We start from the raw sequence: 26,994 nt of genomic DNA on the forward strand, positions 1-26,994 counted from the left end.
ACCGCGACCTCGTGGCCGCCAACGTGCTCGTCGACGCCTCCGGCGACGTGTGGGTCGTGGACTTCGGCAACGCCGAGACCGGTGCCGATCCCGACACGATCAGCCGGGACGTCGCGGAACTGATGGCCTCGCTCGCGCTGCACGTCGACCCGCGCCTCGTCGTGGACACCGCGACCAGGACCCTCGGGGCGGACGTCGTCACGGGGGCGCTGCCCGGCCTGGAGCCTCCGGCGCTGTCCGCGGTCACCCGTGCCGGGCTGCGCGCCGACCCGGCTCGGCTTCCGGAGCTGCGCCGGGAAGCCCACCGCCGGCTCGGCCTGGCCGATCCCGACCGGCCGCGGCTGCCGCCCGCCGGCCTCCTGGCGTGGCTGTTCGTCGCCGTCGGGGCCGCGACCTTGTTCACCGGGGTGGAGGGGATCGCCGAGGCCACCGGGGTGCTCGCCGAGGTGGAGGTCGAGGGCTGGCGCTGGCTCGGTGGCGCGCTCGCCCTGGCCTTCGTCGCCCGCGTTGCCGCAGCGGCCGCTGCACGGGCCGCGGTCGACCGCCGGCTGGCCGTCGGACGCACCTACGTCGCAACGCTGGTCGCGGACGGCGCGGCGCTGGTCCACGGCCGTGTCGGAGCGCGGGTCGCCGCGGGCCGGTACCTGGAACGGGCCGGCATCCTGCCCGCGCCCGCCGCCCGGGCGCACGACCGCGTCCGGGACGGTGCCACGGCCGGTGCAGCGGTGGTGGCGGTCGCGGCGGTCGCCGGCGCGCGCGCCGACGGGCGGCTGGCGAGCTGGCAGACGCCTTCCTCGTCGCTCCCCCTGCTCCTCGTCGGGGTCGCGGCCCACCTGGCGATCGTGGCCGGTCAGGCCCTCGCGCGACGCCACGGCCCGGTGCCGCCCGGGACGGCGCAGCCTCCGGACCTGCACCGGCTCGGCGCCGTCCGTGCCGCGACGGTCGTCGGGCTGGTCCGCCGCGGCGGTCGCGGCCGAGGCCGCCGCCCTCGTCGCCGCGCTGCACGGCGTCGGCGGCCACGTCCCGATCCTGGTGACCGCCGCGGCGTACGCCGTCCTCCAGTTCGGCTGGGCCGTGCTGCCCGGGGCCGGTGCTGCGGGCATCGCCGAGGCCTCGCTGGTCCTGGCGCTCACCGCCTCCGGTGAGCCGCTGGCCAGCGCGTGCGCCGGCGTCCTCGCCTTCCGGCTGTCGACCTTCTGGCTCCCGGCCCTCGCCGGGGCCTTCGCCGCCGCGCGCTTCGAGCAGCGGCTCTTCCTGTGACGCGGCACCGGCGGGCGGTGCACGCCACCGGACGACGAGGGGGGCGGGCGCGCCCGGCGCGCGCCGTTCCGCGGCAGCAGCGGCCCGGCCACCGGGGGACGCCCCGGTCCGTGGGGGCTGTTGCTCCCGTCGCGGCGATCGCGTTCCCGGGACCAACGGCGCACGTGCCGTGCCGTGCGCCACTGCCCGGGGGCCTCGACGGCGGCCATCCTGCGTCCAGCGAGGGAGGAGGCCGGAGGTGACCACATCACGCACCCGCGTCCACCGGTGGCGGCGCCGGCTGTACCGGGGGAGGCGGCCGCACCGGCTGGCCGGCGTGCTCAACCGGGCGCAGGCCGCACTGGCGGCACGCGGCATCGGCCCGTCGCGGATCGTGGTGCTGGAGGTGGCCGGGCGGCGCAGCGGCCGGGCCGTCTCCCTGCCGGTGGTGGTGGCCGACGTCCACGGCGAGCGCTACCTGGTCTCGATGCTGGGCGAGGACTCCCAGTGGGTGCGCAACGTGCGTGCCGCCCACGGCCGCGCCGCGCTGCGGCACCGGGGCCGGCAGGAGGTCCTCCTCGAGGAGGTCGAACCCGCGCGCCGGGCGCCGGTCCTGCGCCGTTACCTCGACCGCGCCCCGGGTGCCCGGGCGCACGTCCCCGTCGACCGCCGGGCTCCGCTGGAGGAGTTCGAGCGGATCGCGGCGGACTACCCGGTCTTCCGCGTCACCGCGCCGGTGGGCGCCGGCCGCCCGCCGGGGTCCCGACCCCCTGCGGATCCGGCCGACTCGCGGGGGCCGCGGCCGTGACCCGCACGGCCATCCCCCGGTAGCCGCACCGGACCCGCGCCGTCGGGAGGAGCAGCCGCATGACCACCGACCTCGACGTGGACCGCAGCGGACCCACCGTGGCGGAGCCCGACCTCGACCGCGCCATCGCGAGGACGCTGAGCCGATGGCCCTCGGCCGGGCTCGCGGTCGCCGTCGTCCGCGAGGGCTCCCCGCCACGATTCCTCGGCCGGGGCGTGGCCGACGTCGCCTCGGGACGTCCGGTCGACGAGCGCACCGTCTTCCGCGTGGGCTCCCTGACGAAGGTCCTCACCGCCGTCGCGGTGATGCAGCAGGTGGAGCGGGGGCGGGTCGACCTCGACGCGCCGGCCGCCGACCACCTGCGGGCCTTCCGGCTGGTGCCGGCGCGGGCCGACTTCCGCCCGGCCACCGTGCGCCACCTGCTCACCCACAGCGCCGGGGTCGGCTACTGGCGGCGGCGCTCCGACCTGCTCCTGCACCCCGGCGTCGGCTCGGGGGACACCGCCCGCTCGATCGTGCCCCTGGCCGAGTACTACAAGGACGGCCTGCCCGTCGACGTGCAGCCGGGGACGCGGTGGGCCTACAGCAACCACGGTTTCGCCGCGCTGGGGCAGCTCGTGGCGGACGTGTCCGGCGAGCCGCTGGACCGGTACCTGCGGCAGCACGTCTTCGCGCCGCTGGGTATGGCGGACACCGATCTGCTCCTCACCGAGCGGCTGCGGGCCCAGCTGGCCACCGGGTACGTGCTCCGCCGCGGACGGCTCGCGGCGGTCCGCTTCCGCGAGGTGCCCACACCCGGGAGCGGCGGCGTGTACTCGACCGCCTCCGACCTGGCGCGCTTCGTCGCGGCGCTGCTGCGCGGCGGCGCCGGCGAGCACGGCCGCGTGCTGGCCGCGGAGAGCGTGGCGTCGATGTTCGGGCCGCAGTTCCGGCCCGATCCGCGGGTGGCCGGCATGGGCCTGGGCTTCGACCGGCACGAGGAGCGGGGCCGCACGCTCGTCGGCAAGACCGGGATCCTGTCGGGGTTCCTGTCGGCGATCGGGATGGCGCCCGACGAGGGGACCGGCGTCGTCGTCCTGGGCAACACCGGGGGCTGGACGGCCGGGGCGCGCCCGCGCCGCTGTCGGACGCGCTCATGCGGCTCCTGGTGGGGCTGCCGGAGGACCCCGTCCGCGACGACGTCGCCCCCTCCCCGGAGCTGTGGCCGGCGCTGTGCGGTTGGTTCGCCCCGGACGCAGGCCCCATCACGAACCTGTTCCCCCGGCTGGCGATGGGCGCGGGCGTGGAGGTGGCCGTCCGGCACAGCGAGCTGGTGCTGACCCCGTTGACGCCGATCCCCGGGATGCGCACCGCGATGGTGCTGCACCCCGACGACCCCGCCGACCCGCGGGTGTACCGCGTCGCGCTGCCGGAGCACGGCTGGGACCTGGGCGTGGTGTTCACCGAGGACTCCCCGCCGCGGCTGCTGTTCGACCTGATGTCGTTCGAGAAGCAACCCGCCTGGCAGAACCCGCGGCGGTGGGTCATGGGCGCCGCCGCAGCCACCGTCGCGGCCGCCGCCGTCCGCCGGTAGAGCCGGGACCACCCCGGGTACCGGTCCGGCGGGCGCGGCGAGCCGGTGCAGCGCCCGGCCGGTCGACGCCGTCTCCGGCGCCAGTGGGATCGGCGCACCGGGCCGGTGTGGATCGCGCCGCCGGTCCGGCCATCCGATGCGAGAAGGAGGGCGCCTCGTGACCAACCGTCTCGCCGGCGCGACGAGCCCGTACCTGCTGCAGCACGCCGACAACCCCGTCGACTGGCGGGAGTGGGGGGAGGAGGCCTTCGCCGAGGCCCGGGCCCGCGACGTGCCCGTGCTCGTCTCGGTCGGCTACGCGGCCTGCCACTGGTGCCACGTCATGGCGCACGAGTCGTTCGAGGACGAGACGACCGCGGCCGAGATGAACGCCGGGTTCGTGTGCGTCAAGGTCGACCGCGAGGAGCGCCCGGACGTCGACAGCGTCTACATGACCGCCACCCAGGCGCTCACCGGGCACGGCGGCTGGCCGATGACGGTGTTCACCACCCCCGACGGCAAGCCGTTCTACTGCGGCACGTACTTCCCGCCCCGGCCCGCGCACGGCATGCCGGCCTTCCGGCAGGTGCTGGCGGCGGTCGGCGAGGCCTGGCGCACCCGCCGCGACGAGCTCGAGACGGCGAGCGGCCGGATCGTGGAGGGCATCTCCGCCCGGCTCGACCTCGGCCCGCCGGTCCCGCTGTCCGCCGACGCGCTCGACGCCGCGGTGGCCACGCTGGTGGCCGGGCACGACGACGAGCACGGCGGCTTCGGCGGCGCCCCGAAGTTCCCGCCGTCGATGGTGCTGGAGTTCCTGCTGCGGGCGCACGCCCGCACCGGCGACCCGGGGGCGCTGCGCACGGCGCGGCACACCCTGGAGGCGATGGCCCGCGGCGGCATCCACGACCAGCTCGCCGGCGGCTTCGCCCGGTACAGCGTCGACGCGCGGTGGGTGGTGCCGCACTTCGAGAAGATGCTCTACGACAACGCCCTGCTGCTGCGGGTGTACCTGCACCTGTGGCGGGCCACCGGCGAGGCCTGGGCGCGCCGGGTCGCCGACGCCACGGCCCGCTTCCTGGTGCGCGACCTCGGCACCCCGGAGGGCGGGTTCGCCTCGGCGCTGGACGCGGACACCGAGGGGGTCGAGGGGCTCACCTACGTCTGGACCCCCGCGCAGCTGGTCGAGGTGCTCGGGGAGGAGGACGGCCGGTGGGCGGCCGGCGTGTTCGAGGTGACGCCGTCCGGGACGTTCGAGCACGGCAGCTCGACGCTGCAGCTGCTGCGCGACCCCGAGGACGCCGAGCGGCTGGCGGGGGTTCGGGAGCGGCTGCTCGCCGCCCGGGCCCGGCGGCCGCAGCCGGCCCGCGACGACAAGGTGGTCACCGCCTGGAACGGGCTGGCCATAGCCGCGCTGGCCGAGCACGGCGCCCTCACCGGCCACCCGGGCTCGGTCGCCGCCGCCCGCCGGGCCGCGGAGCTGCTGCACCGCGTGCACCGGGTCGACGGCCGGCTGCGCCGCGCCTCCCGGGACGGCGTGGCCGGCGCACCCGCCGGGGTGCTGGAGGACTCCGGCGACCTGGCCGAGGGGCTGCTGGCCCTGCACCAGGCGACCGGCGAGGGCCGGTGGCTGGAGTGGGCCGGGGAGCTCCTGGACGACGCCGCCGCGCGGTTCCTCGACGACGAGGGCTGGCACGACACCGCGGTGGACGCCGAGGCGCTGGTGCACCGGCCCTTCGACCCGGCCGACGGGCCGACGCCGTCCGGGGTGGCCGCGGTCGCGGGCGCCGCGGTCACCTACGCCGCGCTGGCCGGGTCGCCGCGGCACCGGGAGCTCGGCGAGCAGGCGGTGGGCTCGCTGGCCCGGCTCGTGGGGCGCGCGCCGCGGGCGGCCGGCTGGGCCGCTGCGGTGGGGGAGGCGCTGCTCGCCGGCCCGCTCGAGGTGGCGGTCAGCGGCCCCGCCGGGCCCGCGCGGGAGGCGCTGGCGGCCGCCGCGCGCGCCTCGACGAGCCCGGGGGCGGTGGTCGTCGCCGGGGACCCGGACGCGCCCGGGGTGCCGCTGCTGGCCGACCGCCCGCCGGTGGGCGGGGCCCCGGCGGCCTACGTGTGCCGCGGCTTCGTCTGCTCGGCACCGGTGACGGGCGTGTCCGCTCTCGGCGCAGCGATGCACCCTTCCTGAGCCGCTGCGGCAGGATTACCCTGCAACGGTGTAATCACCGTACCGAGGAGGCCGTCGTGCACGGACACCACTCCCGTTTCTCCGACACCCCCTGGGCCGGCATGCGCGAGGCCTTCCGCGCGCAGGCCGGCGCGCGTGGCCGCGGGCCCGGTGGCCGCGGCCGCGGGCCCGAGGCGCCCCCGGTCGAGCGCGGCGAGGTCGCCGGCTGGTTCGCCGGCCGGCTGCCCGACGGCTGGTTCACCGGGCCGGTGGAGCTGACCATCGACCGGGACGAGATCACCGTGATCGGCACGCTGCCCGAGCCCGAGGCGGGGGAGGGTGACCCGGCGGCGGCCCGGGCGGGCCGGATCTCCCGCTTCCGCGAGGACACCCGCGAGCAGCGCATGGCCATCGCCGACGCCGCGCAGGAGCGCTACGGGCGCTCGGTCGCCTGGGGCGCGGCCTGCGGGGACACCCGCGAGCTCTTCACCAACCTCTCCGTGCCGGTCATGACCCGGCTGCGCCAGGCCGAACGGCTGGTCCTCGACACGCTGGTGGACGCCGGGGTCGCCCGGTCGCGCTCCGAGGCGCTGGGCTGGGCGGTCCGGCTGGTCGGCCAGCACGCCGACACGTGGCTCACCGAGCTCCGGGACGCCATGGCCTCGGTCGAGGAGGTGCGCGCCCGCGGGCCCCGCGTCGAGTGACACCCCGCGGTGATCACGGCCGGCGGGGCCTGCGCGGCCCACCTGGGACACTCGGAGCCGTGCCGACCGCCGCCGTGCCCGCCGCCACCGACGTCCTGGTCGTGGGGGCCGGCCCGGCGGGAGCCGCGGCGGCCGCCTGGGCCGCCCGCGCGGGCCACGACGTCCTCCTGGCCGACGCCGCCACCTTCCCGCGGGACAAGGCCTGCGGCGACGGGCTGACCCCCCGCGCGGTCGCCGAGCTCGACCGGCTCGGCCTGGGCGGCTGGGCACTGGGGCACGCGCGCAACCGCGGGCTCCGGGCGGCCGGGTTCGGCCGGGTGTGGGAGCTGCCGTGGCCGGGCGGCCGGGCGTTCCCCGGCCACGGCAGCGCCGTGCCCCGCACCGAGCTCGACGCCCGCATCCGGGAGGTGGCGCTGGCCGACGGGGCCACGCCGCTCTCCGGGGCCCGCGCGGTCGACGTCGAGCGGGACGGCGACCGCGTGACCGGGGTGGTCCTCGAGGTCGGCGACGACACGGTGACCGTGGGTTGCCGGCGCCTGGTCGTGGCCGACGGCGCCCGCTCCCCGCTGGGCCGGGTGCTCGGCCGGGAGTGGCACCGGGGGACCGCCTACGGCGTCGCCGCCCGCGGTTACGTGCGCTCCGGGCGGGCGGACGACGAGTGGATCTCCTCGCACCTCGAGCTGCGCGGTGCCGAGGGGGAGCTGCTGTCGGGCTACGGCTGGGTGTTCCCGCTCGGCGCGGCGTCGGGCCAGGTCAACATCGGTGTCGGCACCCTGGCGACCGCGCGGCGGCCCGCCGGGGTGGCGCTCAAGGCGCTCCTGGATGTCTACGCCGACGCCCGCCGCGAGGACTGGCTGCTCGACGGCCCGGTGGAGGCGCCGGCGTCCGCGCTGCTGCCGATGGGCGGGGCGGTCTCCGGGGTCGCCGGGCGCAACTGGGCGCTGGTGGGGGACGCCGCCGGGTGCGTGAACCCGCTCAACGGCGAGGGCATCGACTACGGCCTGGAGACCGGGCGCACCGTCGTCGGGCTGTTCGACGAGGCGGACTGGTCGGCGGCCTGGCCGGCCACCCTGCGCCGGCACTACGGCGAGGCCTTCTCCATCGCCCGGCGGCTGGCCGGCCTGCTCACCGTGCCGCGCTTCCTGCCCGCGGCCGGCCCGGTGGGCATGCGCTCGCGCGCGCTCATGACCGTCGCGCTGCGGGTCATGGGCAACCTGGTCACCGACGAGGACCGGGACGTCGTGGCCCGGCTCTGGCGCGCCGCAGGCCGGGCCTCGCTGCGCGTCGACGAGCGACCGCCCTTCGGCTGACCGGCCGGTCCCGCTGCCGCGCACGCGCCGGCGCGCCCGCCGCAACTGCGGGGAAGCTGCACTGCCGGGGCAGGCCGGGGACGCCCCCGGCCGCGCCGCGGTCCGGTCGAGCGCCGGGCCCGGCTCAGAGGAAGGGCGAGTTGTACATCGCGAAGTAGACGGCGATGTAGTGGCAGATCGCCGCGACGACGGTCATCGCGTGGAAGACCTCGTGGTAGCCGAAGGTGCCCGGCCAGGGGTTGGGCCGCTTCACCGCGTAGGCCACGCCGCCGAGGGTGTAGAGCACCCCGCCGACGGCCAGCAGCACCAGGGAGGTCACCCCGGCGATGTGCAGGATGTCGGTGAGGATAAACACCGCCACCCAGCCCAGGCCGATGTACAGCGGGACGCCGACCCAGCGCGGCGCCGTGGGCCAGGTGAGCTTGAGGAAGACACCGGCCAGCGCGCCGGCCCACACCCCGGCCAGCACCCAGTAGCCGGTGGGCTGGTCGACGGCCAGCAGCGAGAACGGCGTGTACGTGCCCGCGATGAACAGGAAGATCATCGAGTGGTCGAGGCGCTTCATCACCCGCCAGCCGCGAGGTGACCAGCGGCGGCGGTGGTAGAGGGCGCTGATGCCGAACAGCCCGCAGATGGTCGCGCAGTAGACCGCCACGGAGAAGCCGGCCCGGGCGCCCAGCACCGAGCCCAGCGGGATCAGCACCGCACCGGCCACGATCGCCCCGAAGAACGAGAACAGGTGCAGCCAGCCGCGCATCCGGGGCCGGGTGTCGGGGTGGTCCCAGTCGCGGTCGCCGAAGTCCTCGGCGGTCCAGGCGCGCTCGACCTGCTCGCCCTCCGCGAGGACGGCGGTGACCGCCTGCTGCCCGGGTGCCTCGAGCTCGGCGCTGTCCGCCTCGACCCGGACGGGCTCGCGGTCGTCGGGGAGGGGGCGCATGACAGGAGGTTACGCACCGGTAGGCGGGGTCGCAGGGGCAGCCGCCTGTGATCTTCCCGGGCGGCGGGGCCGGTCAGCGAGCCGGTGCGCGGCGGGTCTCCGGCGGTCTTAGGGTGACCGTCCGTGGGGGTACGACGGTGGGTCCGCGACGCGCTCACCGCCGTCTACGAGCGCCGCCTGGCCCGCGCGCTGGTCGGGGCCGACATCCCGCGGCACGTGGGCGTGATCGTCGACGGCAACCGCCGCTGGGCGCGGGCGATCGGCCTGGAGGACCCCAACGCCGGGCACCGCCGCGGGGCGGACAAGATCGCCGGCTTTCTCGGCTGGTGCGACGAGGCCGGCGTCGAGGTGGTCACGCTCTTCCTGCTCTCCACCGACAACCTCTCCCGCCCCGAGCCCGAGCTGACCCCGTTGCTCCGGATCATCGAGGGGGTCGCCGCCGACCTGGCCGGGACGGACCGGCGCTGGCAGCTGCGGCCGGTCGGCGCGCTCGAGCTGCTGCCGGCCGAGACCGTCGCCGTCCTCAAGCAGGCGGAGGAGGACACCCGCGGGCGGCCGGGGGCGCACGTGAACCTGGCCGTCGGCTACGGGGGCCGGCGCGAGATCGCCGACGCCGTCCGCTCCCTGCTCGCCGAGCACGCCGAGCGGGGCACCTCCCTGGACGAGCTCGTCGGCGTCCTGGAGGTCGAGCACATCGCCGAGCACCTGTACACCCGCGGCCAGCCCGACCCCGACCTGGTGATCCGCACCAGCGGGGAGCAGCGGCTCTCGGGCTTCCTGCTGTGGCAGACCGCGCACTCGGAGTTCCACTTCACCGACGTCTACTGGCCGGACTTCCGGCGGGTGGACTTCCTCCGCGCGCTGCGCGCCTACGCCGCGCGGCACCGGCGCTTCGGCGGCTGAGCCCCCCGCCACCGCCGCTCCGGCGGCTGCGAAACTTCCCGGTCATGGCAGCCGGAGCACTCGACGTCCCCCTGGAGTACGTGCGGCTGGGGCTGCGCTTCGACCGGCTGGAGTCCGGCTTCGTCGACGCCTACACCGGCGACCCCCGGGTCCGCGCGCAGGTCCAGGACGAGCCGGCGCCGACCCCCCAGGGGCTGCGCGACCAGGCGCGGGCCCTGCTGCGCGAGCTGGACGCCACCGCCCTGCCCGAGGACCGCGCCGGCTTCCTCCGCGGCCAGCTCGCCGGCCTGGAGTGCAGCGCCCGGAAGATGAGCGGCGAGCCGGTCGGCTTCCTCGAGGAGGTGTCGAGCTACTTCCAGGTCGACGTCACCCTCGGGGACCAGGCCACCTACGCGGCCGCGCACGCCGAGCTCGACGCCCTGCTCCCCGGCGACGGGCCCCTGGCCGAGCGCTACGCCGCCCACCGGCGCCGCGAGGAGTGCCCGCCGGCCCGGCTGGCGGAGGCGGTGCACGCCCTCTCCAGCGCGCTGCGCGACCGGGTCCGCGCCGCCTACGGGCTGCCCGAGGCCGAGGTCGTGCACTACGAGGTGGTCACCGACAAGCCCTGGTCGGGCTTCAACTACTACGAGGGCGACTTCCGCTCGCGGGTCGCCGTCAACGCCGACCTGCCGCACCGGCTCTCCCAGCTGCCGCACCTGGTCGCCCACGAGGCCTACCCGGGGCACCACACCGAGCACTGCCGCAAGGAGCTCGGGCTGGTCGAGCGGGCGGCGCGGGTCGAGCACACGGTCTTCCTGGTCAACACCCCGGAGTGCCTCATGGCCGAGGGGCTGGCCGACCTGGGGGTGCGGGCCGCGATCGGCGCGGGCTGGGGGCCGTGGGCCGCCGAGGTGCTCGGTGACCTGGGGCTGCGCTTCGACGGGCACCTCGCCGAGCGGGTGGCGGCCGCGGCCGCGCCGCTGAACCGGGTCCGCCAGGACGCCGCGGTCCTGCTGCACGACCGCGGGGTCCACGTCGACGAGGTGGCCGCCCACATCCAGCGGTGGTCCCTGGTCAGCCCCGACCGCGCCCGCCAGCAGCTGCGCTTCCTCACGCACCCCCTGTGGCGGGCCTACACGAGCACCTACGTCGAGGGCTTCGACCTGCTCTCGGCATGGCTGGACGCCCGGCCGGAGGGGCAGCCGGTGGCCGACCGCTTCCTGCGGCTGCTCGACGAGCCGCTGACCCCGGCCGCGGTCAGCGCCGAGCTGCGGGCGGCCTGAGCGGGGATGGCGCGCCGGGACCCCGACGAGGCCCGCGACCTGGGGCTGTGGACGGCCGGCTGGCTGGCGGTGCTGCTGGTGGGCGGGCTGTGGTGGATCGGTGACCTGCGCCTGCAGTGGCCGGTGCTGCTCGTCCCGCTGCTGTGGGCGCTGCTGGCCCTCCGCCCGCGCCGGGACCGCTGAGCCGGGCCGGTACGGCGGGGCGGGGCGGGGTGCGGTGTCCTCCGGGGGTGGGGCGGGTGGTGCGGCTGGGTTCCCCGGACGGGGGACACGCCTCCTCGTGGACACGCTCTTGTCACCTCCCCGGCCTACCGTCCGATGTGGCGGACGACCTCACGTCGTCCGCCGCGGGAGGCCCGGTGGGTGCGGACGTGCGACGTCGACCAGGGGGCCGGTGCCCGGCCCCTGTGCCGGGGCCCGGCCACCTTCGAGCCGGGGCGCGCCTGGCCCCCCCCACGGGAGCCGACTCGTGACAACTCGTCGCACGTTCGTCCTCGACACCTCCGTCCTGCTCTCCGACCCGGGCGCGCTGCTGCGGCTCGGGGACGCCGACGTGGTGCTCCCCCTGGTCGTGATCGGGGAGCTCGAGGACAAGCGCAACCACCCGGAGCTGGGCTGGTTCGCCCGGCAGGCGCTGCGGCTGCTCGACGACCTGCGGGTGCGGCACGGGCGGCTCGACGCCCCGGTGCCCGTGGGGGACGACGGCGGCACCCTGCACGTCGAGCTGAACCACAGCGACCCCTCGGTGCTGCCGGCCGGGTTCCGCAACGACAGCAACGACAGCCGGATCATGGTGGTGGCCCTCAACCTGCGGGCCGAGGGCCGCGACGTCTGCCTGATCACCAAGGACGTGCCGCTGCGGGTCAAGGCGGCGGCAGTGGGCCTGGAGACCGACGAGTACCGGGCGCTGGACGCCGTCGACGCCGGCTGGACGGGCATGGCCGAGCTGCCCCTGGAGGACGCCGGGCTCGCCGAGCTCTACGACGCCGGGGAGGTGTTCGTCCCGGCCGCGGCCGAGCTGCCGACGCACACCGGCCTGGTGCTGCTGTCCTCACGCGGGTCGGCGCTGGGCCGGGTGACCCCGGACAAGCAGGTGCGGCTGGTCCGCGGTGACCGCGAGGCGTTCGGCCTGCACGGCCGCTCCGCCGAGCAGCGGGTCGCCCTCGACCTGCTGCTCGACCCGGAGGTCGGCATCGTCTCCCTCGGCGGCCGGGCCGGCACCGGCAAGTCGGCGCTGGCGCTGTGCGCGGGGCTGGAGTCGGTGATGGAGCGCCGGGCGCACAAGAAGGTGGTCATCTTCCGCCCGCTCTACGCCGTCGGGGGCCAGGAGCTCGGCTACCTGCCCGGCAGCGAGGGCGAGAAGATGTCCCCGTGGGCCCAGGCGGTCTACGACACCCTCGGCGCCCTGGTCTCCAAGGAGGTGCTGGAGGAGATCGCCTCCCGCGACCTCATCGAGGTCCTGCCGCTGACCCACATCCGCGGCCGCTCGCTGCACGACTCCTTCGTGATCGTCGACGAGGCGCAGTCCCTCGAGCGCGGGGTGCTGCTCACCGTGCTGTCGCGGCTCGGCTCGGGGTCGCGGGTGGTCCTCACCCACGACGTGGCCCAGCGGGACAACCTCCGGGTCGGCCGGCACGACGGCATCGCCGCCGTGGTCGAGCAGCTCAAGGGGCACCCGCTGTTCGCCCACGTGACGCTCACCCGCTCGGAGCGCTCGCCGATCGCGGCGCTGGTCACCGAGATGCTGGGGGATCTCCCGCTGTAGACCCGTCCTCCCCTCCCGGCGGGGCGCACGGCCCCGCCGGGAGGGCGCACGGCCCCGCCGGGAGGGCGCACGGCCCCGCCGGGAGGGCGCACGGCCCCGCCGGGAGCAGGGCTCACGCGGGGCCGGTGGCCTCCCGGTTGACCAGGATGGCCAGCTGGGTGCGGGTGCGGATCTCCAGCCGGCGCAGGGCCCCGGTCAGGTGGCTCTTGACCGTCGGCAGGCTGACGAACAGCTGGGCGGCGATCTCCTCGTTGCTCAGCCCCTCGGCGACCAGCACGGCGACGTCGCGCTGCCGGCAGGTGAGCTGTTCCAGGGCGCGGACCGGCCGGCGGGGCGCCGCCGACCCGTCGGCCAGGTAGCGGACCAGCCGGTCGGCGGCGGCCGTGTCGAGGGCCGCCTCGTGCCGGGCCAGCGCCCGCACCCCGTCCACCAGCCGGCGCGCACTCAGGCGACGGGGCAGGTAGCCGCGCACCCCGGCCCGCAGCACGTCGACCAGCTCGGGGTCGGGGGCGTCGCCCTCGCCGAGCACCAGGATGGCGACGTCCTGGCGGCAGAAGTGGGGCAGCAGCCGGAACTCCCGGTCCACGAGCCCCTGGCGGGCGACGAGCACCTGCGCGCGGGTCTGCGCCGCGGCCGCCAGGGCCGCGGTCAGGTCGGGCGCCTCGGCGACCACGGCCAGGTCGGGCTGGGCGTCGAGGATGACCTGGAGGCCGACCCGGTAGACCTCCTGGTCCTCGCAGAGCAGCACCCGGACCAGCGCCGTCGGCGGCCGGACACCCGGTGGGTGCGGCGACACACCCGGTGGGTGCGGCGACGCGGCCGGCCCGGGCAGCGGCCGGCCTCCCGGCGGGTGCGGCCCGCCGGGGCGGCTGCCGTCGCGGGGTCGAGGTGGACCCACGGTCCGCGGTGGGGTCGTCCCCCGGTACTGCGGCGCCCCTCTGCTCGGGGCGACGAGGTCGTCACGGCTCACGGGCTCACCCTCGTTCTCCGCCTGGTTCAGGGGCGGTGCGGTCCGGCAGCGCCGGGCGTGCTGCCACGCCCGGCGTGCCGGCAGGGAGTGTGATCGGCGCAGACTAGGGCCGGGAACCGCCCGCGCGCAGCAGGTTCCCAGCTGATTTCCGGGATGTTCACAGGACGGTGCCCGGTCACCCGGTCACCGACCCGAGTCGGGGGGCCTCGCCGTCGCGGCGGGAACGGTTGACGTGGATGGCCAGCTGGGTGCGGTCGCGCAGGCCCAGCCGCCGCAGCGCCACGGTGATGTGGCCCTTGACCGTGGCCCGGCTGACCCGGAGCTGGTCGGCGATCTCGGAGTTGGTCAGCCCCTCGGCGACCAGGGCGGCCACGGCCTGCTGCCGCGGGGTGAGCGCGTCCTGGGCCTCCTGGCGTGGCTCGGGCTCGTCGAGCCGGTCCAGCAGCGACCCGGTCGCCGCGGCGTCCAGGACGGTCTCGCCCCGGGCGACGGCGCGCACCGCCTCGACGAGGCGCTCCGGCCGGACGTCCTTGAGGACGTAGCCGCTGGCCCCGCGGCGCAGCGTCTCCACCAGGTCGCTCCCGGGGCCGGCCGAGCCCAGCACCAGGACGGCGACCCCCAGGGCGGTCAGGTCCCCGACCACGGTCCCGACGTCGGCGCCGGGCAGGTCGTGGCTGACCAGCACGACGTCGGGGGCGGCCGCCGCGCAAACGGCCAGCGCCGCACCGGCCTCGGCCGCCTCGGCCACCACCACCAGGTCGCCCCCGGAGCGCAGCACCGTGCGCAGCCCGAACCGGAACACCTCGCCCTCGTCGGCGAGCACAACGCGGATCCGGTCGTCCGCGTCCTCCACCCGGCCGTCGCCGGGCGACCGTCCTCCCATGTCGCCAGCTCCGCTCCCCCGCAGCGGCGCCGGCAGGCACCGCTGGTCAACCCCCGTGGGAGTCAGGCCTGCCGCGGGCGGCCCTGGTGGTCGTCCGCGTCCGTCGGCTCCCCGCTGCTGACGCTAGGTGACGGATCGGTCGTGGGCCACCGACCTGGGCGCGGCGGGCCGGGTTCGCACCCGGACTTCATACCGGGGTAGGGGGCCGACCCCCACCGAGCGGCCCCGTGCCCTGGTCCTGGAGGTGCGCTGCCGTCGGACCCCGGTCGGTCCCGCCGGGGCCGACCGACCATCCCGGGGGTGGGGGGGAGGGGGTGCGACTCCGCCCCGGGGCGCGGCCGGATTCCGGTCCCGCGGCCGATTCGGGGGCCCCGCGAGCCGCCCTAGCGTTCCCGGCGTCCCCCCGAGCCACACGGGCCCCACGGCCCCGGCGAGGCTCCCCGGCCCGGACCCACGAGGAGCGACCGGTGCAGCAGACCATGATCATCGCGAAGATGGCGCCCACCTCGGCCGACGACGTGGCCGAGGTCTTCGCCCGCTACGACGCCACGTCGATGCCCCACGAGATCGGCGTGGAGCGCCGGTCGCTGTTCCAGTTCCACGGCCTCTACGTGCACCTCATCGACTTCTCCCGTCCCTCGTCGGAGGCCATGAAGGTGGCCCAGGCGCTGCCGGAGTTCCGGCAGATGAGCGACGAGCTCAAGCCCTTCATCGAGGCCTACGACCCGAACTGGCGTTCGCCGGCGGACGCGATGGCCCGCCGCTTCTACCACTGGACGCCCGAGGCCCGGTGAGCCGGCGCGCCGACGGCAGGAGGACCGGAGAGCCATGACCCACACGACCGCACCCCCGCGGACGGCGCCCGCGGCCCCCGCGACCGCCGGGTGGACCGCCTGCCCCCAGTGCGGCTGGCTGGTCTACCGCAAGCGCCTGGACCGCAACCTGCAGGTCTGCCCCGAGTGCGACCACCACCTGCGGCTGCCCGCCCGCGCCCGCATCGACCTGCTCGCCGACCCGGACAGCTTCGCGGAGGCCTGCTTCGCACCGCACCCGGCCGACCCGCTGTCCTTCACCGACCTGCGCGACTACCGCGGCCGGCTGCGGGACGCCGCCACGAAGTCCGCCGAGGAGGAGGCGGTCGTGGTGGGCACCGCGACGGTCGGGGGCACCGAGGTCGTCCTCGCCGTCATGGACTTCGGCTTCCTCGGCGGCAGCATGGGCGTCGAGGTGGGCCGGCGGGTCAGCGGCGCCGCGGGCCTGGCCCTCGACCGCGGCCTGCCGCTGGTCACCGTCTGCGCCAGCGGCGGGGCGCGGATGCAGGAGGGCGTCCTCTCGCTGTTCCAGATGGCCCGCACCGCGCAGGCCTTGGCCCGGCTGCGCGAGGCCGGGCTGCTGTCGGTGTGCGTCCTCACCGACCCCACCTACGGCGGGGTGTCGGCGTCCTTCGCCACGCTCGGCTCGGTCGTCGTGGCCGAGCAGGGCGCGCACGTCGGCTTCGCCGGTCCCCGCGTCGTCCAGGAGACCATCCGGGCGGAGCTGCCGCCGGGCTTCCAGACGGCGGACTTCCTGCTCGGCCACGGCCTGGTCGACCGCGTCGAGAGCCGCGCGGAGCTGCGGCCCCTGCTGGTCCGGCTGCTGGCCCTGCACACGACCGGCCGGACGCCCGCGCCGGCCGGCGGGCCGGCCGGAGGGGCGGACGACGTCCCCACCGGGACCGATCCGTGGGACGTCGTCCAGGGCGCCCGGGCCACCGACCGCCCGACCACCCTCGACTACCTGCACACCGCCTTCGACGACTTCGTCGAGCTGCACGGCGACCGGGCCTTCGCCGACGACCCGGCGGTGGTCGGCGGGGTCGCCTCGATCGGCGGGCGGACGGTGGTCGTCGTCGGCCACCAGAAGGGGCACACCGTCCGCGAGCGGGTGGCCCGCAACTTCGGCATGCCGCACCCGGAGGGCTACCGCAAGGCGATGCGGCTGCTCGACCACGCGGAGGCGTTCGGGCTGCCGGTGGTCACCCTCGTCGACACCCCCGGAGCCCACCCCGGCCCCGAGGCCGAGGAGCGCGGCCAGGCGCACGCCATCGCCGACATCATCATGCGCAGCAGCCGGCTGCGGGTGCCGGTGGTCTCGGTCGTGACCGGGGAGGGCGGCAGCGGTGGCGCGCTGGCCCTGTGCACCAGCGACCGGCTGCTGGTCATGGAGAACGCGTTCCTCTCGGTCATCAGCCCCGAGGGCTGCGCCGCCATCCTGTGGCGCACCGCCGCGGCCGCGCCGCTCGCCGCCCGCGCCATGCGACTGGGCGCCGCGCACCTCGTTGAGTCCGGCATCGCCACCGGTGTGGTGCGCGAACCCGCCGGCGGGGCGCAGGCCGACCCGGTGGCGGCCGCCGACGCCCTGCGCGCGGCCCTCCTGCGCGAGCTGGCCGAGCTCGCCGAGCTCGACCCGGACACCCTGCTCACCGCCCGCGCCCGCCGGCTCTCCCTCGTGGGCGGCGGCGAGGAGCGGCCGGTGCACCCCGGCGGCCCCGGACCGTGGGCCGCCCCCATCCCGCTGGTGAGGAGCTGACCGTGGCATCGGTGGACCTGCCGCGGGCGGCGCGCAACGGCGCACCGCTCGTGGCCACGGAGCAGGAGGACACCACCCGCTCGCTGGGCCGGGAGGTGGTGGAGCTGGCCCGGACCCTGCCCGGTGACCTGCGACGGCTCACCGTCCGCAGCGGCGCCTGCGAGGTGGAGGTCGAGTGGGCCGGAGCGGTGGCGGCCCCCGCGGCTGCCGCGCCCGCCGCCGCGGCGGTCGCCGCACCCGCAGCGGAGGAGCCGGAGGTGGCTGCCGACGCCGCGCCCGGCACCGTGACGGTGCGCGCCCCGCTCGTGGGCACCTTCTACGAGGCGCCCTCCCCGGGGGCCGAGCCCTTCGTCCGCGTCGGCGACGAGGTCGAGGCCGGGCAGACCCTCGGGATCGTCGAGGCGATGAAGCTGATGAACCCGATCGTCTGCGACGCGCCGGGCGTGGTGGCGGAGCTCTGCGTCGGCAACGGGGAGTCGGTCGAGTACGACCAGCCGCTGGTGCGGCTCACCCCGCCCGGGCGGCTGGCGTGATCAGCCGGCTGCTCATCGCCAACCGCGGCGAGATCGCGGTGCGGGTGGCCCGTGCCTGCCGGGAGCTGGGCATCGAGGTGGTCGCCGTGCACTCGACGTCCGACCGGTCATCGGCGGTGGTGCAGATGGCCGACGAGGCGGTGCACATCGGCCCCTCGGCGCCGCGGCACAGCTACCTGCACGTGCCCAACATCGTCGAGGCCGCGCTGCGCACCGGCGCCGACGCCGTCCACCCCGGTTACGGGTTCCTCTCCGAGGACCCCGACTTCGCCGAGATCTGCGCCGCCGAGGGGCTGACGTTCGTCGGCCCGCCGCCGGCGGTCATGCAGCAGATGGGCAACAAGGCCACCGCGCGCAGGCTCATGGCCGAGGCCGGCCTGCCGCTGCTGCCCGGCGTCGTCGAGCCCGTCCGCACCGCCGAGGAGGCCGCGGGGATCGCCGCGGCCATCGGCTACCCGGTGATCATCAAGGCCGCCGCGGGCGGGGGCGGGCGCGGGATGACCGTCGTGCACCGCGCCGAGGACCTCGCGCCGTCCTTCGCCGAGACCCGGGCCGTCGCCCGGGCGGTCTTCCGCGACCCCACCGTCTACGTCGAGCGGTTCCTGCCGCGCGCCCGCCACGTCGAGGTGCAGGTGCTCTGCGACGGGCACGGCAACGGCGTCTCGCTGGGGGAGCGGGACTGCTCCCTGCAGCGCCGCCACCAGAAGCTGCTGGAGGAGGGCCCGGCCGGGCACCTGTCCCCGCGACGGCGCGCCGAGCTCGGCGCCCTGGCGGTGCAGGGCGCGCTGGCCGTCGGCTACGAGGGCGCCGGGACGATGGAGTTCCTCGTCGACGACGCCGGGCGCGCGTACTTCATGGAGATGAACGCCCGGATCCAGGTCGAGCACCCGGTCACCGAGCTGCTCACCGGGGTCGACCTGGTCCGCGAGCAGCTGCTGGTCGCCGCCGGCCGCCCGCTGCGGTTCCGGCAGGAGGACGTCGCCGTCCGGGGGGCGGCGATCGAGTGCCGCATCAACGCCGAGGACCCGCAGCGCGGGTTCGCCCCGGCGCCCGGCCGCCTCGAGGTGCTCCGGGTGCCCGACGGGCCGTGGACCCGGTTCGACACCGGCTACCGGCAGGGCGACGACGTCAGCCCGCACTACGACTCGCTGCTCGGCAAGCTCGTCGTCTGGGCCCCGGACCGCGAGCAGGCCGTGCGGCGGATGGACCGGGCGCTGGCCGAGCTGCGCGTCGAGGGCCCCGGCCTGCACACCACCGTCGCCCTGCACCGGGCCCTGCTGCGCGACCGCGACGTGCGCGCCGACCGCCACGACGTGCAGTTCCTCGACCGCCGGCTGCCCGACCTGCTCGCCCGGGCCGCGGAGCTGGCCGAGGACCCGCCGCCGGCCCTGCCCGCCGTCGAGCACGGGACGCCGGCCACGCTGCTCGGCCTGCTCCCGCTGCCCCAGCCCCCGACGTCCACCCGCACCGACACCACCACCGAGGAGAGGGATACCGCCATGTCCGCCACCACGTTCGACCTCGCCGACCTGATGGCCCTGCTGTCCGAGAAGGCCGGGCTGCCGCCCGAGTCGCACACCACCGACCCCGACGCCACGTTCGCCGACGTCGGCCTGGACTCGCTGGCCTTCCTCTCCATGCAGACCGAGCTGCAGGACCGCTACGGCGTCGAGATGCCCGACGACTCGCCCGACTCCTGCACGTTCGGCGAGATCGTGTCCGTCGTCCGGGCCGGCGCCGGCGCGCCGACCGCCGGCATGGCCTGACCGGGGGACGGCGACGTGACCACCACCGAACCCACCACCATCGGCCACACCGACAACTCGATCCTGATCGCCGCCGGCATCGACCACGTCTGGCGGATGACCAACGACCTCGAGCGCTGGCCGGAGCTGTTCACCGAGTACGCCTCGGTGGAGATCCTCGACCACACCGGGGACACCTTCCGGTTCCGGCTGGCCATGCACCCGGACGAGAACGGCACGGTCTGGAGCTGGGTCTCCGAGCGCACCCTCGACGAGGCCACGCACACCGTGGTGGCCCGCCGGGTCGAGCCCGGGCCGTTCGAGTTCATGGACATCCGCTGGGAGTACACCGAGGAGGACGGCGGCACCCGCATGCGCTGGGTGCAGGACTTCCGCATGCGGCCCCAGGCGCCGATCGACACCGAGGGCATGACCCGCCGGATCGACGCCAACTCGAAGGTCCAGATGGGCATCATCCGGGACAAGGTCGAGGCGGCGGCCCGCGAGGCCGGCGACCCGGGACCGGGACCGGCGCGGTGACCGCGGCCGGGGCGGGGCCCGCGCTCGTCTTCCCGGGCCAGGCCGCGGCACGGGCCGGCATGGTCCTGCCCTGGTTGGACGACGCGGCGGCCCGCGAGGTCTTCGACGAGGCCTCCGACCTGGTCGGCCGCGACGTGGCGGACTGGTGGCTCGACCCCGCCCCGGGCGCCGACCCCGTCCGCGCGCACCTGGCGGTCGTCGTGACCGGGGTGGCCGCGGCCCGCTCCCTGGTCACCCGGGGCCTGGTCCCCGCCGCGGTCGCCGGCTACGGCGTGGGCGCCTACACCGCCCTCGTCGCCGCCGGCGCGCTGCGCCTGGCCGAGGTCCTCCCGGCCGTGCACTGGCGGGCCGAGCTGGTGGCCCTCACCCCGCGGCCCTCGTGCGCGGCCCGGGCCGCGGTCGTGGGTCCGGGGGCCACCGACGTCGCCGCGGCCGCGGTCGCGGCGGCCGGGCCCGGCGGCCGGCTGGTCGTCTCGGCGCTCGACGGCCCCGAGCGGGTGGTGCTGGCCGGGTTCCGCGAGGAGCTCGACGGCGCCTGCGCCGAGGTCCGTGCCGCCGGGCTCGAGTGGGTCCCGGTCCCCATGACCGGGGTGGCCCACTCGCCGCTGGTGACCGTCGCGGCGGCCCGGCTCGACCCGGTCCTCGCCGGCCTCACCTGGTCGGTCCCTTCGGTACCGGTCGTCCCGGACACCGACCCGGTGCCCACCCGGGACACCGCCCGCCTGGCCACCGCCCTCCGCGGCCACCTGGTCGCCCCCGTGCGGTGGTCGGAGGTGGTCGAGGTCCTGGCCGGGACCGCCGACGCCCTCGTCGAGATCGGCTCCGTGCCCACCCTCGGCCCGCTCGCCCGGCAGGTGTGCCCGGACCTCCCCGTCCACCTGGCCACCGGCCCCGACACCCCGCTGCCCCTGCCCGCCCCGGCGTTCGCCCTCGCCGGCCCCACCCCCGCCCGAGGAGAGAGATGACCACCATCCAGCACCCGACGTCCGTCATCCGGTGCACGCACACCGTCCACCGCGGCGACACCCCGCCCAACCGCCGGCGCGGCGGCGACATCCGCACGCTGCTGTCCCCGGCGAGCGTGGGCGCCACCGCCGGCTTCATGGGCACCCTCACCCTCGAACCGGGCGAGATCGTCACCGAGCACTGGCACCCGTACTCGGAGGAGTTCCTCTACTGCGTGAGCGGCGACGTGAAGCTCACCCTCGACGGGGAGTGCCGGCGCCTGGTCGGCGAGTCGGCCGTGCACGTGCCCATCGGGGTCCGGCACCGCATCGTCAACGACACCGACACGACGGCCTTCTTCGTCTTCTGCCTCGGCCCGCTGGCGCCGCGGCCCGAACTGGGCCACGTCGACACCGAGCCCTCGCCGGGGTCCCTCGGCGCGGTGCGATGACCGCCGGCGGGCGCCGGGTCGTCATCACCGGCATCGGGGTGGTCGCCCCGGGCTCGATGGGCCGCGAGGGCTTCTGGGACATGATCACCGCCGGCCGCACGGCCACCCGGCGGATCACGTTCTTCGACCCGAGCCGCTTCCGGTCCCAGGTCGCCGCCGAGGTGGACTTCGACGGCCGGAAGCTGGGGCTCACCGCGCAGGAGGTCCACCGCAACGACCGGTTCGTGCAGATGGCGATGGTCGCCGCCGACGAGGCGGTCGCCGACAGCGGGCTCCGGTTCGGGGTCGGCGGGGCGCCCGACGCCCCCGACCCGGAGCGGGTCGGCATCACCCTCGGCAGCGCCGTCGGGGCCACCATGCGGCTGGAGGAGGAGTACGTGGCGGTCAGCGACGCCGGCCGGCACTGGCTGGTCGACCCCCGCTACGCCTCCCGATTCCTGCACCAGGCGCTCGTGCCCAGCTGCGGGGCCACCGAGCTCGCGGTGCGCTTCGGCGCCCACGGCCCGGCCACCGTCGTCTCGACCGGGTGCACCTCGGGCATCGACGCGGTGGGCTACGGCAGCCAGCTGGTCGAGGACGGCGACGCCGACGTCGTGATCGCCGGGGCGAGCGACGCCCCGATCTCACCGATCTCGATGGCCTGCTTCGACACCATCCGCGCGACCACCGGCAACAACGCCGACCCCGAGCACGCCTCCAAGCCCTTCGACGCCCGCCGCGACGGGTTCGTCATGGGCGAGGGCGCGGCGGTGCTGGTGCTCGAGGAGCTCGGGCACGCGCTGGAGCGCGGGGCCGAGGTGTACTGCGAGGTCACCGGCTACGCCAACCGCTGCAACGCCTACCACATGACCGGGCTGCGGCCCGACGGCGTGGAGATGGCCGAGGCGATCCGGCAGGCCCTCGACCAGGGCCGCACCGACGCCGACGAGGTCGGCTACGTCAACGCGCACGGCTCGGGCACCAAGCAGAACGACCGGCACGAGACCGCGGCGGTCAAGCGCAGCCTCGGGCCGGCCGCGCAGTCGGTGGCGATGAGCTCGATCAAGTCGATGGTCGGGCACTCGCTCGGCGCGATCGGCTCCATCGAGATCGCCGCCACGGCGCTGGCCGTGCAGCGCCAGGTGGTGCCGCCCACCGCCAACTACGAGGTCCCCGACCCCGAGTGCGACCTGGACTACGTGCCGAAGATCGCCCGCGAGCACAAGGTCGACGTCGCCGTCTCGGTCGGCAGCGGCTTCGGCGGTTTCCAGTCCGCCATCGTGCTGGCCCGACCCACCCGGAGGACGCCGTGAGCCGCCTGCTGGTCACCGGGATGGGCGTGGTCGCGCCCACCGGCATCGGCGCCGAGGAGCACTGGCGCACGGTGCTGCGCGGCGAGTCGCGGATCCGGCCGATCGAGGGGTTCGACGCCGACCTGTACGGCGTCACCCTCGCCGGCCAGGTCCTCGACTTCGTGCCCGAGGAGCACGTCGACGGCCGGCTCATGGTGCAGACCGACCGGTGGACCTGGATGTCCCTGGCCGCGGCCACCCTCGCCGCCGAGGACGCCGGCTACACCTCCCCGGAGGACGCCTACGCCACCTCGGTGTTCCTCGCCTCCGGGTCGGGGGGCAACGAGTTCAGCCAGCACGAGATCCAGGGGCTGTGGGCGCGCGGGCCGAAGGCCGTCGGCGCCTACCAGTCGATCGCCTGGTTCTACGCGGCCAGCACCGGCCAGGTGTCGATCCGGGACGGCTACAAGGGCCCGTCGGGGGTCGTGGTCAGCGAGGGGGCCGGCGGCCTGGACAGCATCGGGTGGGCCCGCCGGGTGGTCCGCCGCGGCACCCCCGCCGTCCTGGTGGGCGGCACGGAGGCCGGGATGTGCCCGTACGCGCTGCTGTGCCAGACCACCAGCGGCCGGCTGTCGACCGCCGCGCACCCCGACGACGCGTACAAGCCCTTCGACCGGCGGGCCAACGGGCACGTCGTGGGGGAGGGCGGGGCCATCCTGCTGCTCGAGGAGGAGGGCGCGGCGCGGGCCCGCGGCGTCGAGCGGGTGTGGGGCGAGGTCGTCGGCTACGGGGCCACCCACGACGCCTTCCACCACGAGGCGCCGGCACCGGACGCCACCCAGTACGCCCGGGCGATCCGGGTGTCGCTCGCCGACGCGGGCCTCACCCCGGACGACGTGGACCTGGTCATCGCCGACGCCGCCGGGACGCCGGAGCTCGACGCGCTCGAGGCCGCGGCGATCGGGGCGGTGTTCGGGCCGCACGGCGTCCCGGTGACCGCACCGTCGTCGTGGACCGGTCGCATGATGGCCGGCGGCTCGGCGCTGGACGTGGCCACCGCGCTGCTGGCGCTGCGCGACGGCCTGGTGCCCCCGACCGGGAACGTCGACGAGCCGGTCCCCGAGCACCGCCTGGACCTGGTGCGCGAGACGCGGCCGGCCGACCTCGACGTGGTCGTCGTCCTCGCCCGCGGCTTCGGCGGCTTCAACAGCAGCCTCGTGCTGCGCCGGTACCCCGCGCAGGAGGCGGCATGACGGCGACCGACGGCGGGACCGGGGTGCGGACGGTCCTGCGGATGCGGGCCCGGGAGGGCTGCGAGGCGCAGTTCGAGGCGGCCTGGCGCGCGGCGGCCGCCGAGATCGCGTGCGTCCCGGGCAACCTGCGGCAGGAGCTGGGCCGCGACGTGGACGACCCGCGGACCTTCCTCATCACGGCGGACTGGACCGACCGGGCGGCGGTCGACGGGTTCGGGCGCAGCAGCGCCCGCGAGACGTTGACCGCCGCGCTGCGGGACCTGCGCGAGGACGCGGCCCGCAACACCTACGAGGTGCTGGCCACCGTCCCGGGCGGGCAGGGCTCGGGGGAGGGGCCCGCATGACCGAGCCGGGCAGCGGCCGGGACGGTGCGCCGGGGGCGCGGACCGTGCTGCGGGTGCGGGCGCGGGAGGGCTGCGAGGTCGAGTTCGAGGCGGCCTGGCACCGGGCCGCCGCGGAGCTCGCCCGCGTGCCCGGCAACCTGCGCCAGCAGCTGATGCGCGACGAGGGCGACCCGCGCTGGTTCTCCCTCGTCGGCGACTGGACCGACCGGGCGTCGGTGGACGCGCTGGGGCGCGGTGCCGGCCCGGAGGTCCCTGGGGCGCTGCTCCCCGAGGGGCTGCGCGACCTGCAGGAGGACGCCTCCCGCTCGACCTTCACCGTCCTCGCGACGGTGGAGGCCGAGCGGCCCCGACCGGTGCGCATCGACTTCTCCACCAGCGTCAAGCCCGGCGAGCAGGAGGCCTTCGAGCGCGCGTACACGACGGTCACCCAGCGGATCGGGGACTCGCCCGGCTACGTGCGCGAGGAGCTGCTGCGCGACGCCGCCGGCCTGCGGTACCACATCTTCGCCGAGTGGGAGTCCGAGGAGGACTTCGTGCGGTGGGTCGAGGACCCGTCCCACATCGCGGCCGGCGCCCCGCTGGCCCGGTGGCACTCGGTGGAGTTCCGGCGCGAGGTGCTCGAGATCCGCCGGCGGCCCGACGGCGACGCGGACTTCCCGCCGCTGCTCGCCCCCGGGGGGGACGTCGACGTGGCGCGGGTGCGCATCGACACCGCCGTCGCCGTCGAGCCCTGGGAGGCCGAGGCCTTCGAGCTCGCCTACCTCGCCGCCGCGCAGCTGGCCCGCAGCGCCCCCGGGCACGCCCGCGAGGAGCTGCTCCGCGAGCCCGACGGGCGGCGCTACCACGTCGTCGCCGAGTGGGAGTCCGAGCGGTGCTTCACCGACTGGGCGGCCGAACCGGCGAACTGGTCGGCCGGGCCGCTGGGCCGGTGGCTGGCGCGGGGGGAGGACCGCCGGGTCTTCGCGCTGCGCGCGCGACCGGGGGCACCGCCGGCGGCCGCCGTCCCCGAGCCCGGGCCGACGCCGGAGCCGGTCCCCGTCGCCACGGCGCCCGTCAGCGCGCCGCCCACCAGCACGGCGCCCGTTCCCACGGTGCCCAGCGCCACCGTGCAGGAGTTCGTGGAGAAGCCGGACGACGCGCACGCCGCGGCGGCCGCACCGCTGCCGGCGTCCGGCCTCGTGGCGGGGTCCCGCACCGCCGGGCGGGAGGTCGAGGTGCTGGTCGTCGGCGCCGGCCCGGCCGGGCTGACCCACGCCATCGAGCTGGCCCGCCGCGGCGTCGCCGTCCGCGTGGTGGACAAGCGGCCCCGGGCGTCGACCCAGGCGGACAAGGCGATCGGCATCCACTGCCGGACGATGGAGATCTGGGAGGAGCAGGGCATCGTCACCGAGGCGATGGACGCCGGGATCTGGCTGCACGGCCAGACGGTGTTCGTCAACGGCGAGCAGACCCACCAGGTCGACTGGGCCGGCCTCGACGAGCTGCCCTACGCCCACCTCGGGCTGCCGCAGTACGACACCGAGCGCATCCTCGGCGCCAGGCTGGCCTCCCTCGGCGTGGTCGTCGAGCGCGGGGTCGAGCTGGTCGCCTTCGGCCAGGACGACGAGGGCGTCACCGCGCGGCTGCAGCACGCCTCGGGCGAGGGGGAGACCACGCGGGCGCAGTACCTCGTCGGCTGCGACGGCGCGCACAGCGCCGTCCGGTCCGGGCTGGGACTGGCCTTCGAGGGCGGGCTGTCGATGTTCCCGCAGCTGTTCATGCTCGGGGACGTCGACGTGGACTGGGACCTCCCGGCCGGGCACCTGGTGCGCTTCGTGCGCATCGAGGGCGACGACTTCACCGGGATGCTCGTCTGCGTGCCGCTCAAGGGGCGCAACCGCTACCGGATCGCGACCCTGGCGCCGCAGCGGTGGCAGGACGCGGTCGGCTCCGGCGTCGTCCCGCCCGGCTTCTGGCAGGAGTACGAGCCGCCGACGCTGGCCGACATGCAGGCGGCGATCGACGACCTCGGCCCGCCCGGGACGACGGCGAGCAACCTGCGCTGGTCGTCGATCTTCCGCATCAAGCACGGCATCGTCGACCGGTACCGGGAGGGGCGGGTCTTCGTCGCCGGGGACGCCGCGCACCTGCACCCGCCCGCCGGCGGGCAGGGGATGAACACCGGCATCCAGGACGCCTGGAACCTCGGCTGGAAGCTCGCCCTCACCGTCCGCGGGCTGGCCGCGCCCGGGCTGCTGGACAGCTACGAGGCCGAGCGCCGTCCCGCCGGGAAGATGATCGTCGACCGGGCCGTGGCCATCGCGTTCACCGACGAGATGGACATGGAGGACGAGAAGGCCCAGTTCCTGCTCGAGATGCAGATGACGATGAACTACGCCGGCAGCCCGCTGGTCGGCGAGGCACCGGGCGGCGAGGCATTCCCGGCCGGGCCGGAGCCCGGGCACCGGGCCCCGGACGTGCACGGGCTTCGGCGCTTCGGCGTGGCGCACGACCTGCGGCTGTTCGACCTCACCCGCGGGCCGCGCTCGACGCTGCTCCTGCACGCCGGCCCGGACGCCGGCGAGGAGGAGCTGCTGGACCTCGAGAAGCTCGCGGTCGGGATCCGGCAGCAGACCCGCGGGGAGGTGGACGCCTACCTCGTGGCCGCTCCCGGGACCGGTGTGCCGGCGCTGGTCGACCTGCCCGTGGTGCGCGACGCCCGGCGGGCGTTCGAGGCGGCCTACGGCCTGGCCGGCGCCCGCACGGCGGCCTACCTCGTCCGGCCCGACGGGCACGTCGGCTTCCGCGCGCGACCGGTCGCCGAGACCGCCCTGCGCGACCACCTGGCGCGCGTGTTCGCCCTCTGACCCCCGCCGC

General features: G+C 76.5%; 25 protein-coding genes. 22 read left to right on the plus strand and 3 right to left on the minus strand.

Features of this window, described 5'->3' with window-relative positions:
• The first annotated feature begins 930 nt into the window (after positions 1 to 930).
• The 7 genes from ACI8AC_RS03690 (at position 931) to ACI8AC_RS03720 (ending at position 7,768) form a co-directional block, all read left to right on the plus strand.
• Complete coding sequence (locus tag ACI8AC_RS03690; protein ID WP_456895303.1) at positions 931 to 1,260, plus strand: lysylphosphatidylglycerol synthase domain-containing protein; 330 nt, start codon at positions 931 to 933, stop codon at positions 1,258 to 1,260.
• A 238-nt stretch (positions 1,261 to 1,498) separates the two neighbouring features.
• Positions 1,499 to 2,047: a nitroreductase/quinone reductase family protein gene (locus tag ACI8AC_RS03695; protein ID WP_456895305.1), complete on the plus strand. Its 549-nt coding sequence runs from the start codon at positions 1,499 to 1,501 to the stop codon at positions 2,045 to 2,047.
• 59 nt (positions 2,048 to 2,106) lie between these two features.
• Positions 2,107 to 3,366, plus strand: coding sequence for a serine hydrolase domain-containing protein (locus ACI8AC_RS03700; protein WP_456895307.1), 1,260 nt, complete (start codon positions 2,107 to 2,109; stop codon positions 3,364 to 3,366).
• Positions 3,330 to 3,620: a hypothetical protein gene (locus tag ACI8AC_RS03705; RefSeq protein WP_456895309.1), complete on the plus strand. Its 291-nt coding sequence runs from the start codon at positions 3,330 to 3,332 to the stop codon at positions 3,618 to 3,620. Before ACI8AC_RS03700 ends, ACI8AC_RS03705 begins: the two co-directional genes overlap by 37 nt.
• Positions 3,621 to 3,777: 157 nt before the next feature.
• Positions 3,778 to 5,775, plus strand: coding sequence for a thioredoxin domain-containing protein (locus tag ACI8AC_RS03710; RefSeq protein WP_456895311.1), 1,998 nt, complete (start codon positions 3,778 to 3,780; stop codon positions 5,773 to 5,775).
• A 56-nt stretch (positions 5,776 to 5,831) separates the two neighbouring features.
• A complete protein-coding gene (locus ACI8AC_RS03715; RefSeq protein WP_456895313.1) occupies positions 5,832 to 6,458 on the plus strand; it encodes a hypothetical protein in 627 nt (208 codons plus the stop codon).
• Between the two features lie 59 nt (positions 6,459 to 6,517).
• Entirely contained in the window at positions 6,518 to 7,768 is a 1,251-nt protein-coding gene (locus tag ACI8AC_RS03720; RefSeq protein ID WP_456895315.1) for a geranylgeranyl reductase family protein, read from the plus strand.
• Positions 7,769 to 7,892: 124 nt separating this feature from the next.
• On the opposite strand, the gene trhA is transcribed toward ACI8AC_RS03720, so the two are convergent.
• Entirely contained in the window at positions 7,893 to 8,705 is an 813-nt protein-coding gene (gene trhA / locus ACI8AC_RS03725) for a PAQR family membrane homeostasis protein TrhA (RefSeq protein WP_456895317.1), read from the minus strand.
• A gap of 123 nt (positions 8,706 to 8,828) precedes the next feature.
• Between trhA and ACI8AC_RS03730 the strand changes: the two genes are divergently transcribed.
• The 4 genes from ACI8AC_RS03730 (at position 8,829) to ACI8AC_RS03745 (ending at position 12,635) form a co-directional block, all read left to right on the plus strand.
• Positions 8,829 to 9,608, plus strand: coding sequence for an isoprenyl transferase (locus tag ACI8AC_RS03730; RefSeq protein WP_456895319.1), 780 nt, complete (start codon positions 8,829 to 8,831; stop codon positions 9,606 to 9,608).
• Positions 9,609 to 9,652: 44 nt separating this feature from the next.
• Positions 9,653 to 10,870 (plus strand): DUF885 domain-containing protein, encoded by a 1,218-nt coding sequence (locus ACI8AC_RS03735; protein WP_456895321.1) that lies wholly within the window; start codon positions 9,653 to 9,655, stop codon positions 10,868 to 10,870.
• A 6-nt stretch (positions 10,871 to 10,876) separates the two neighbouring features.
• Entirely contained in the window at positions 10,877 to 11,053 is a 177-nt protein-coding gene (locus ACI8AC_RS03740) for a hypothetical protein (RefSeq protein WP_456895323.1), read from the plus strand.
• 286 nt (positions 11,054 to 11,339) lie between these two features.
• Entirely contained in the window at positions 11,340 to 12,635 is a 1,296-nt protein-coding gene (locus tag ACI8AC_RS03745) for a PhoH family protein (protein ID WP_456895325.1), read from the plus strand.
• 112 nt (positions 12,636 to 12,747) lie between these two features.
• Here ACI8AC_RS03745 and ACI8AC_RS03750 read toward each other — a convergent pair whose 3' ends face one another.
• Positions 12,748 to 13,431, minus strand: coding sequence for a response regulator transcription factor (locus ACI8AC_RS03750; protein WP_456895327.1), 684 nt, complete (start codon positions 13,429 to 13,431; stop codon positions 12,748 to 12,750).
• A gap of 349 nt (positions 13,432 to 13,780) precedes the next feature.
• Complete coding sequence (locus tag ACI8AC_RS03755) at positions 13,781 to 14,488, minus strand: LuxR C-terminal-related transcriptional regulator (RefSeq protein WP_456895329.1); 708 nt, start codon at positions 14,486 to 14,488, stop codon at positions 13,781 to 13,783.
• A 467-nt stretch (positions 14,489 to 14,955) separates the two neighbouring features.
• Here ACI8AC_RS03755 and ACI8AC_RS03760 point away from each other — a divergent pair, with 467 nt between their 5' ends.
• From ACI8AC_RS03760 to ACI8AC_RS03810, 11 genes are read left to right on the plus strand one after another with little or no spacing between them, the layout of a single operon-like run.
• Positions 14,956 to 15,282, plus strand: coding sequence for a TcmI family type II polyketide cyclase (locus ACI8AC_RS03760; protein ID WP_456895331.1), 327 nt, complete (start codon positions 14,956 to 14,958; stop codon positions 15,280 to 15,282).
• A gap of 34 nt (positions 15,283 to 15,316) precedes the next feature.
• Complete coding sequence (locus ACI8AC_RS03765; protein WP_456895333.1) at positions 15,317 to 17,056, plus strand: acetyl-CoA carboxylase carboxyltransferase subunit alpha; 1,740 nt, start codon at positions 15,317 to 15,319, stop codon at positions 17,054 to 17,056.
• Positions 17,057 to 17,058: 2 nt separating this feature from the next.
• The gene (gene accB / locus ACI8AC_RS03770) at positions 17,059 to 17,589 is read left to right on the plus strand and encodes an acetyl-CoA carboxylase biotin carboxyl carrier protein (RefSeq protein ID WP_456895335.1); all 531 of its coding nucleotides are present in this window, start codon (positions 17,059 to 17,061) and stop codon (positions 17,587 to 17,589) included.
• Positions 17,586 to 19,355 (plus strand): acetyl-CoA carboxylase biotin carboxylase subunit, encoded by a 1,770-nt coding sequence (locus tag ACI8AC_RS03775; protein WP_456895338.1) that lies wholly within the window; start codon positions 17,586 to 17,588, stop codon positions 19,353 to 19,355. Before accB ends, ACI8AC_RS03775 begins: the two co-directional genes overlap by 4 nt.
• A 15-nt stretch (positions 19,356 to 19,370) precedes the next feature.
• Positions 19,371 to 19,874: an SRPBCC family protein gene (locus ACI8AC_RS03780; protein ID WP_456895339.1), complete on the plus strand. Its 504-nt coding sequence runs from the start codon at positions 19,371 to 19,373 to the stop codon at positions 19,872 to 19,874.
• Positions 19,871 to 20,839 (plus strand): ACP S-malonyltransferase, encoded by a 969-nt coding sequence (locus ACI8AC_RS03785; RefSeq protein WP_456895341.1) that lies wholly within the window; start codon positions 19,871 to 19,873, stop codon positions 20,837 to 20,839. Before ACI8AC_RS03780 ends, ACI8AC_RS03785 begins: the two co-directional genes overlap by 4 nt.
• Positions 20,836 to 21,270, plus strand: coding sequence for a cupin domain-containing protein (locus ACI8AC_RS03790; protein WP_117375886.1), 435 nt, complete (start codon positions 20,836 to 20,838; stop codon positions 21,268 to 21,270). The genes ACI8AC_RS03785 and ACI8AC_RS03790 overlap by 4 nt, the downstream gene beginning before the upstream one ends.
• Positions 21,267 to 22,562 carry a beta-ketoacyl-[acyl-carrier-protein] synthase family protein gene (locus ACI8AC_RS03795; protein ID WP_456895344.1) on the plus strand — a complete coding sequence of 432 codons (1,296 nt, stop codon included), beginning with the start codon at positions 21,267 to 21,269 and terminating at the stop codon, positions 22,560 to 22,562. Before ACI8AC_RS03790 ends, ACI8AC_RS03795 begins: the two co-directional genes overlap by 4 nt.
• Positions 22,559 to 23,794, plus strand: coding sequence for a beta-ketoacyl synthase N-terminal-like domain-containing protein (locus ACI8AC_RS03800; RefSeq protein WP_456895346.1), 1,236 nt, complete (start codon positions 22,559 to 22,561; stop codon positions 23,792 to 23,794). The genes ACI8AC_RS03795 and ACI8AC_RS03800 overlap by 4 nt, the downstream gene beginning before the upstream one ends.
• Positions 23,791 to 24,138, plus strand: coding sequence for a putative quinol monooxygenase (locus tag ACI8AC_RS03805; RefSeq protein ID WP_456895348.1), 348 nt, complete (start codon positions 23,791 to 23,793; stop codon positions 24,136 to 24,138). The genes ACI8AC_RS03800 and ACI8AC_RS03805 overlap by 4 nt, the downstream gene beginning before the upstream one ends.
• Positions 24,135 to 26,984 carry an FAD-dependent monooxygenase gene (locus tag ACI8AC_RS03810; protein ID WP_456895349.1) on the plus strand — a complete coding sequence of 950 codons (2,850 nt, stop codon included), beginning with the start codon at positions 24,135 to 24,137 and terminating at the stop codon, positions 26,982 to 26,984. Before ACI8AC_RS03805 ends, ACI8AC_RS03810 begins: the two co-directional genes overlap by 4 nt.
• Positions 26,985 to 26,994: the final 10 nt, after the last annotated feature.

This window comes from Geodermatophilus sp. SYSU D00758 (genome assembly GCF_054049955.1).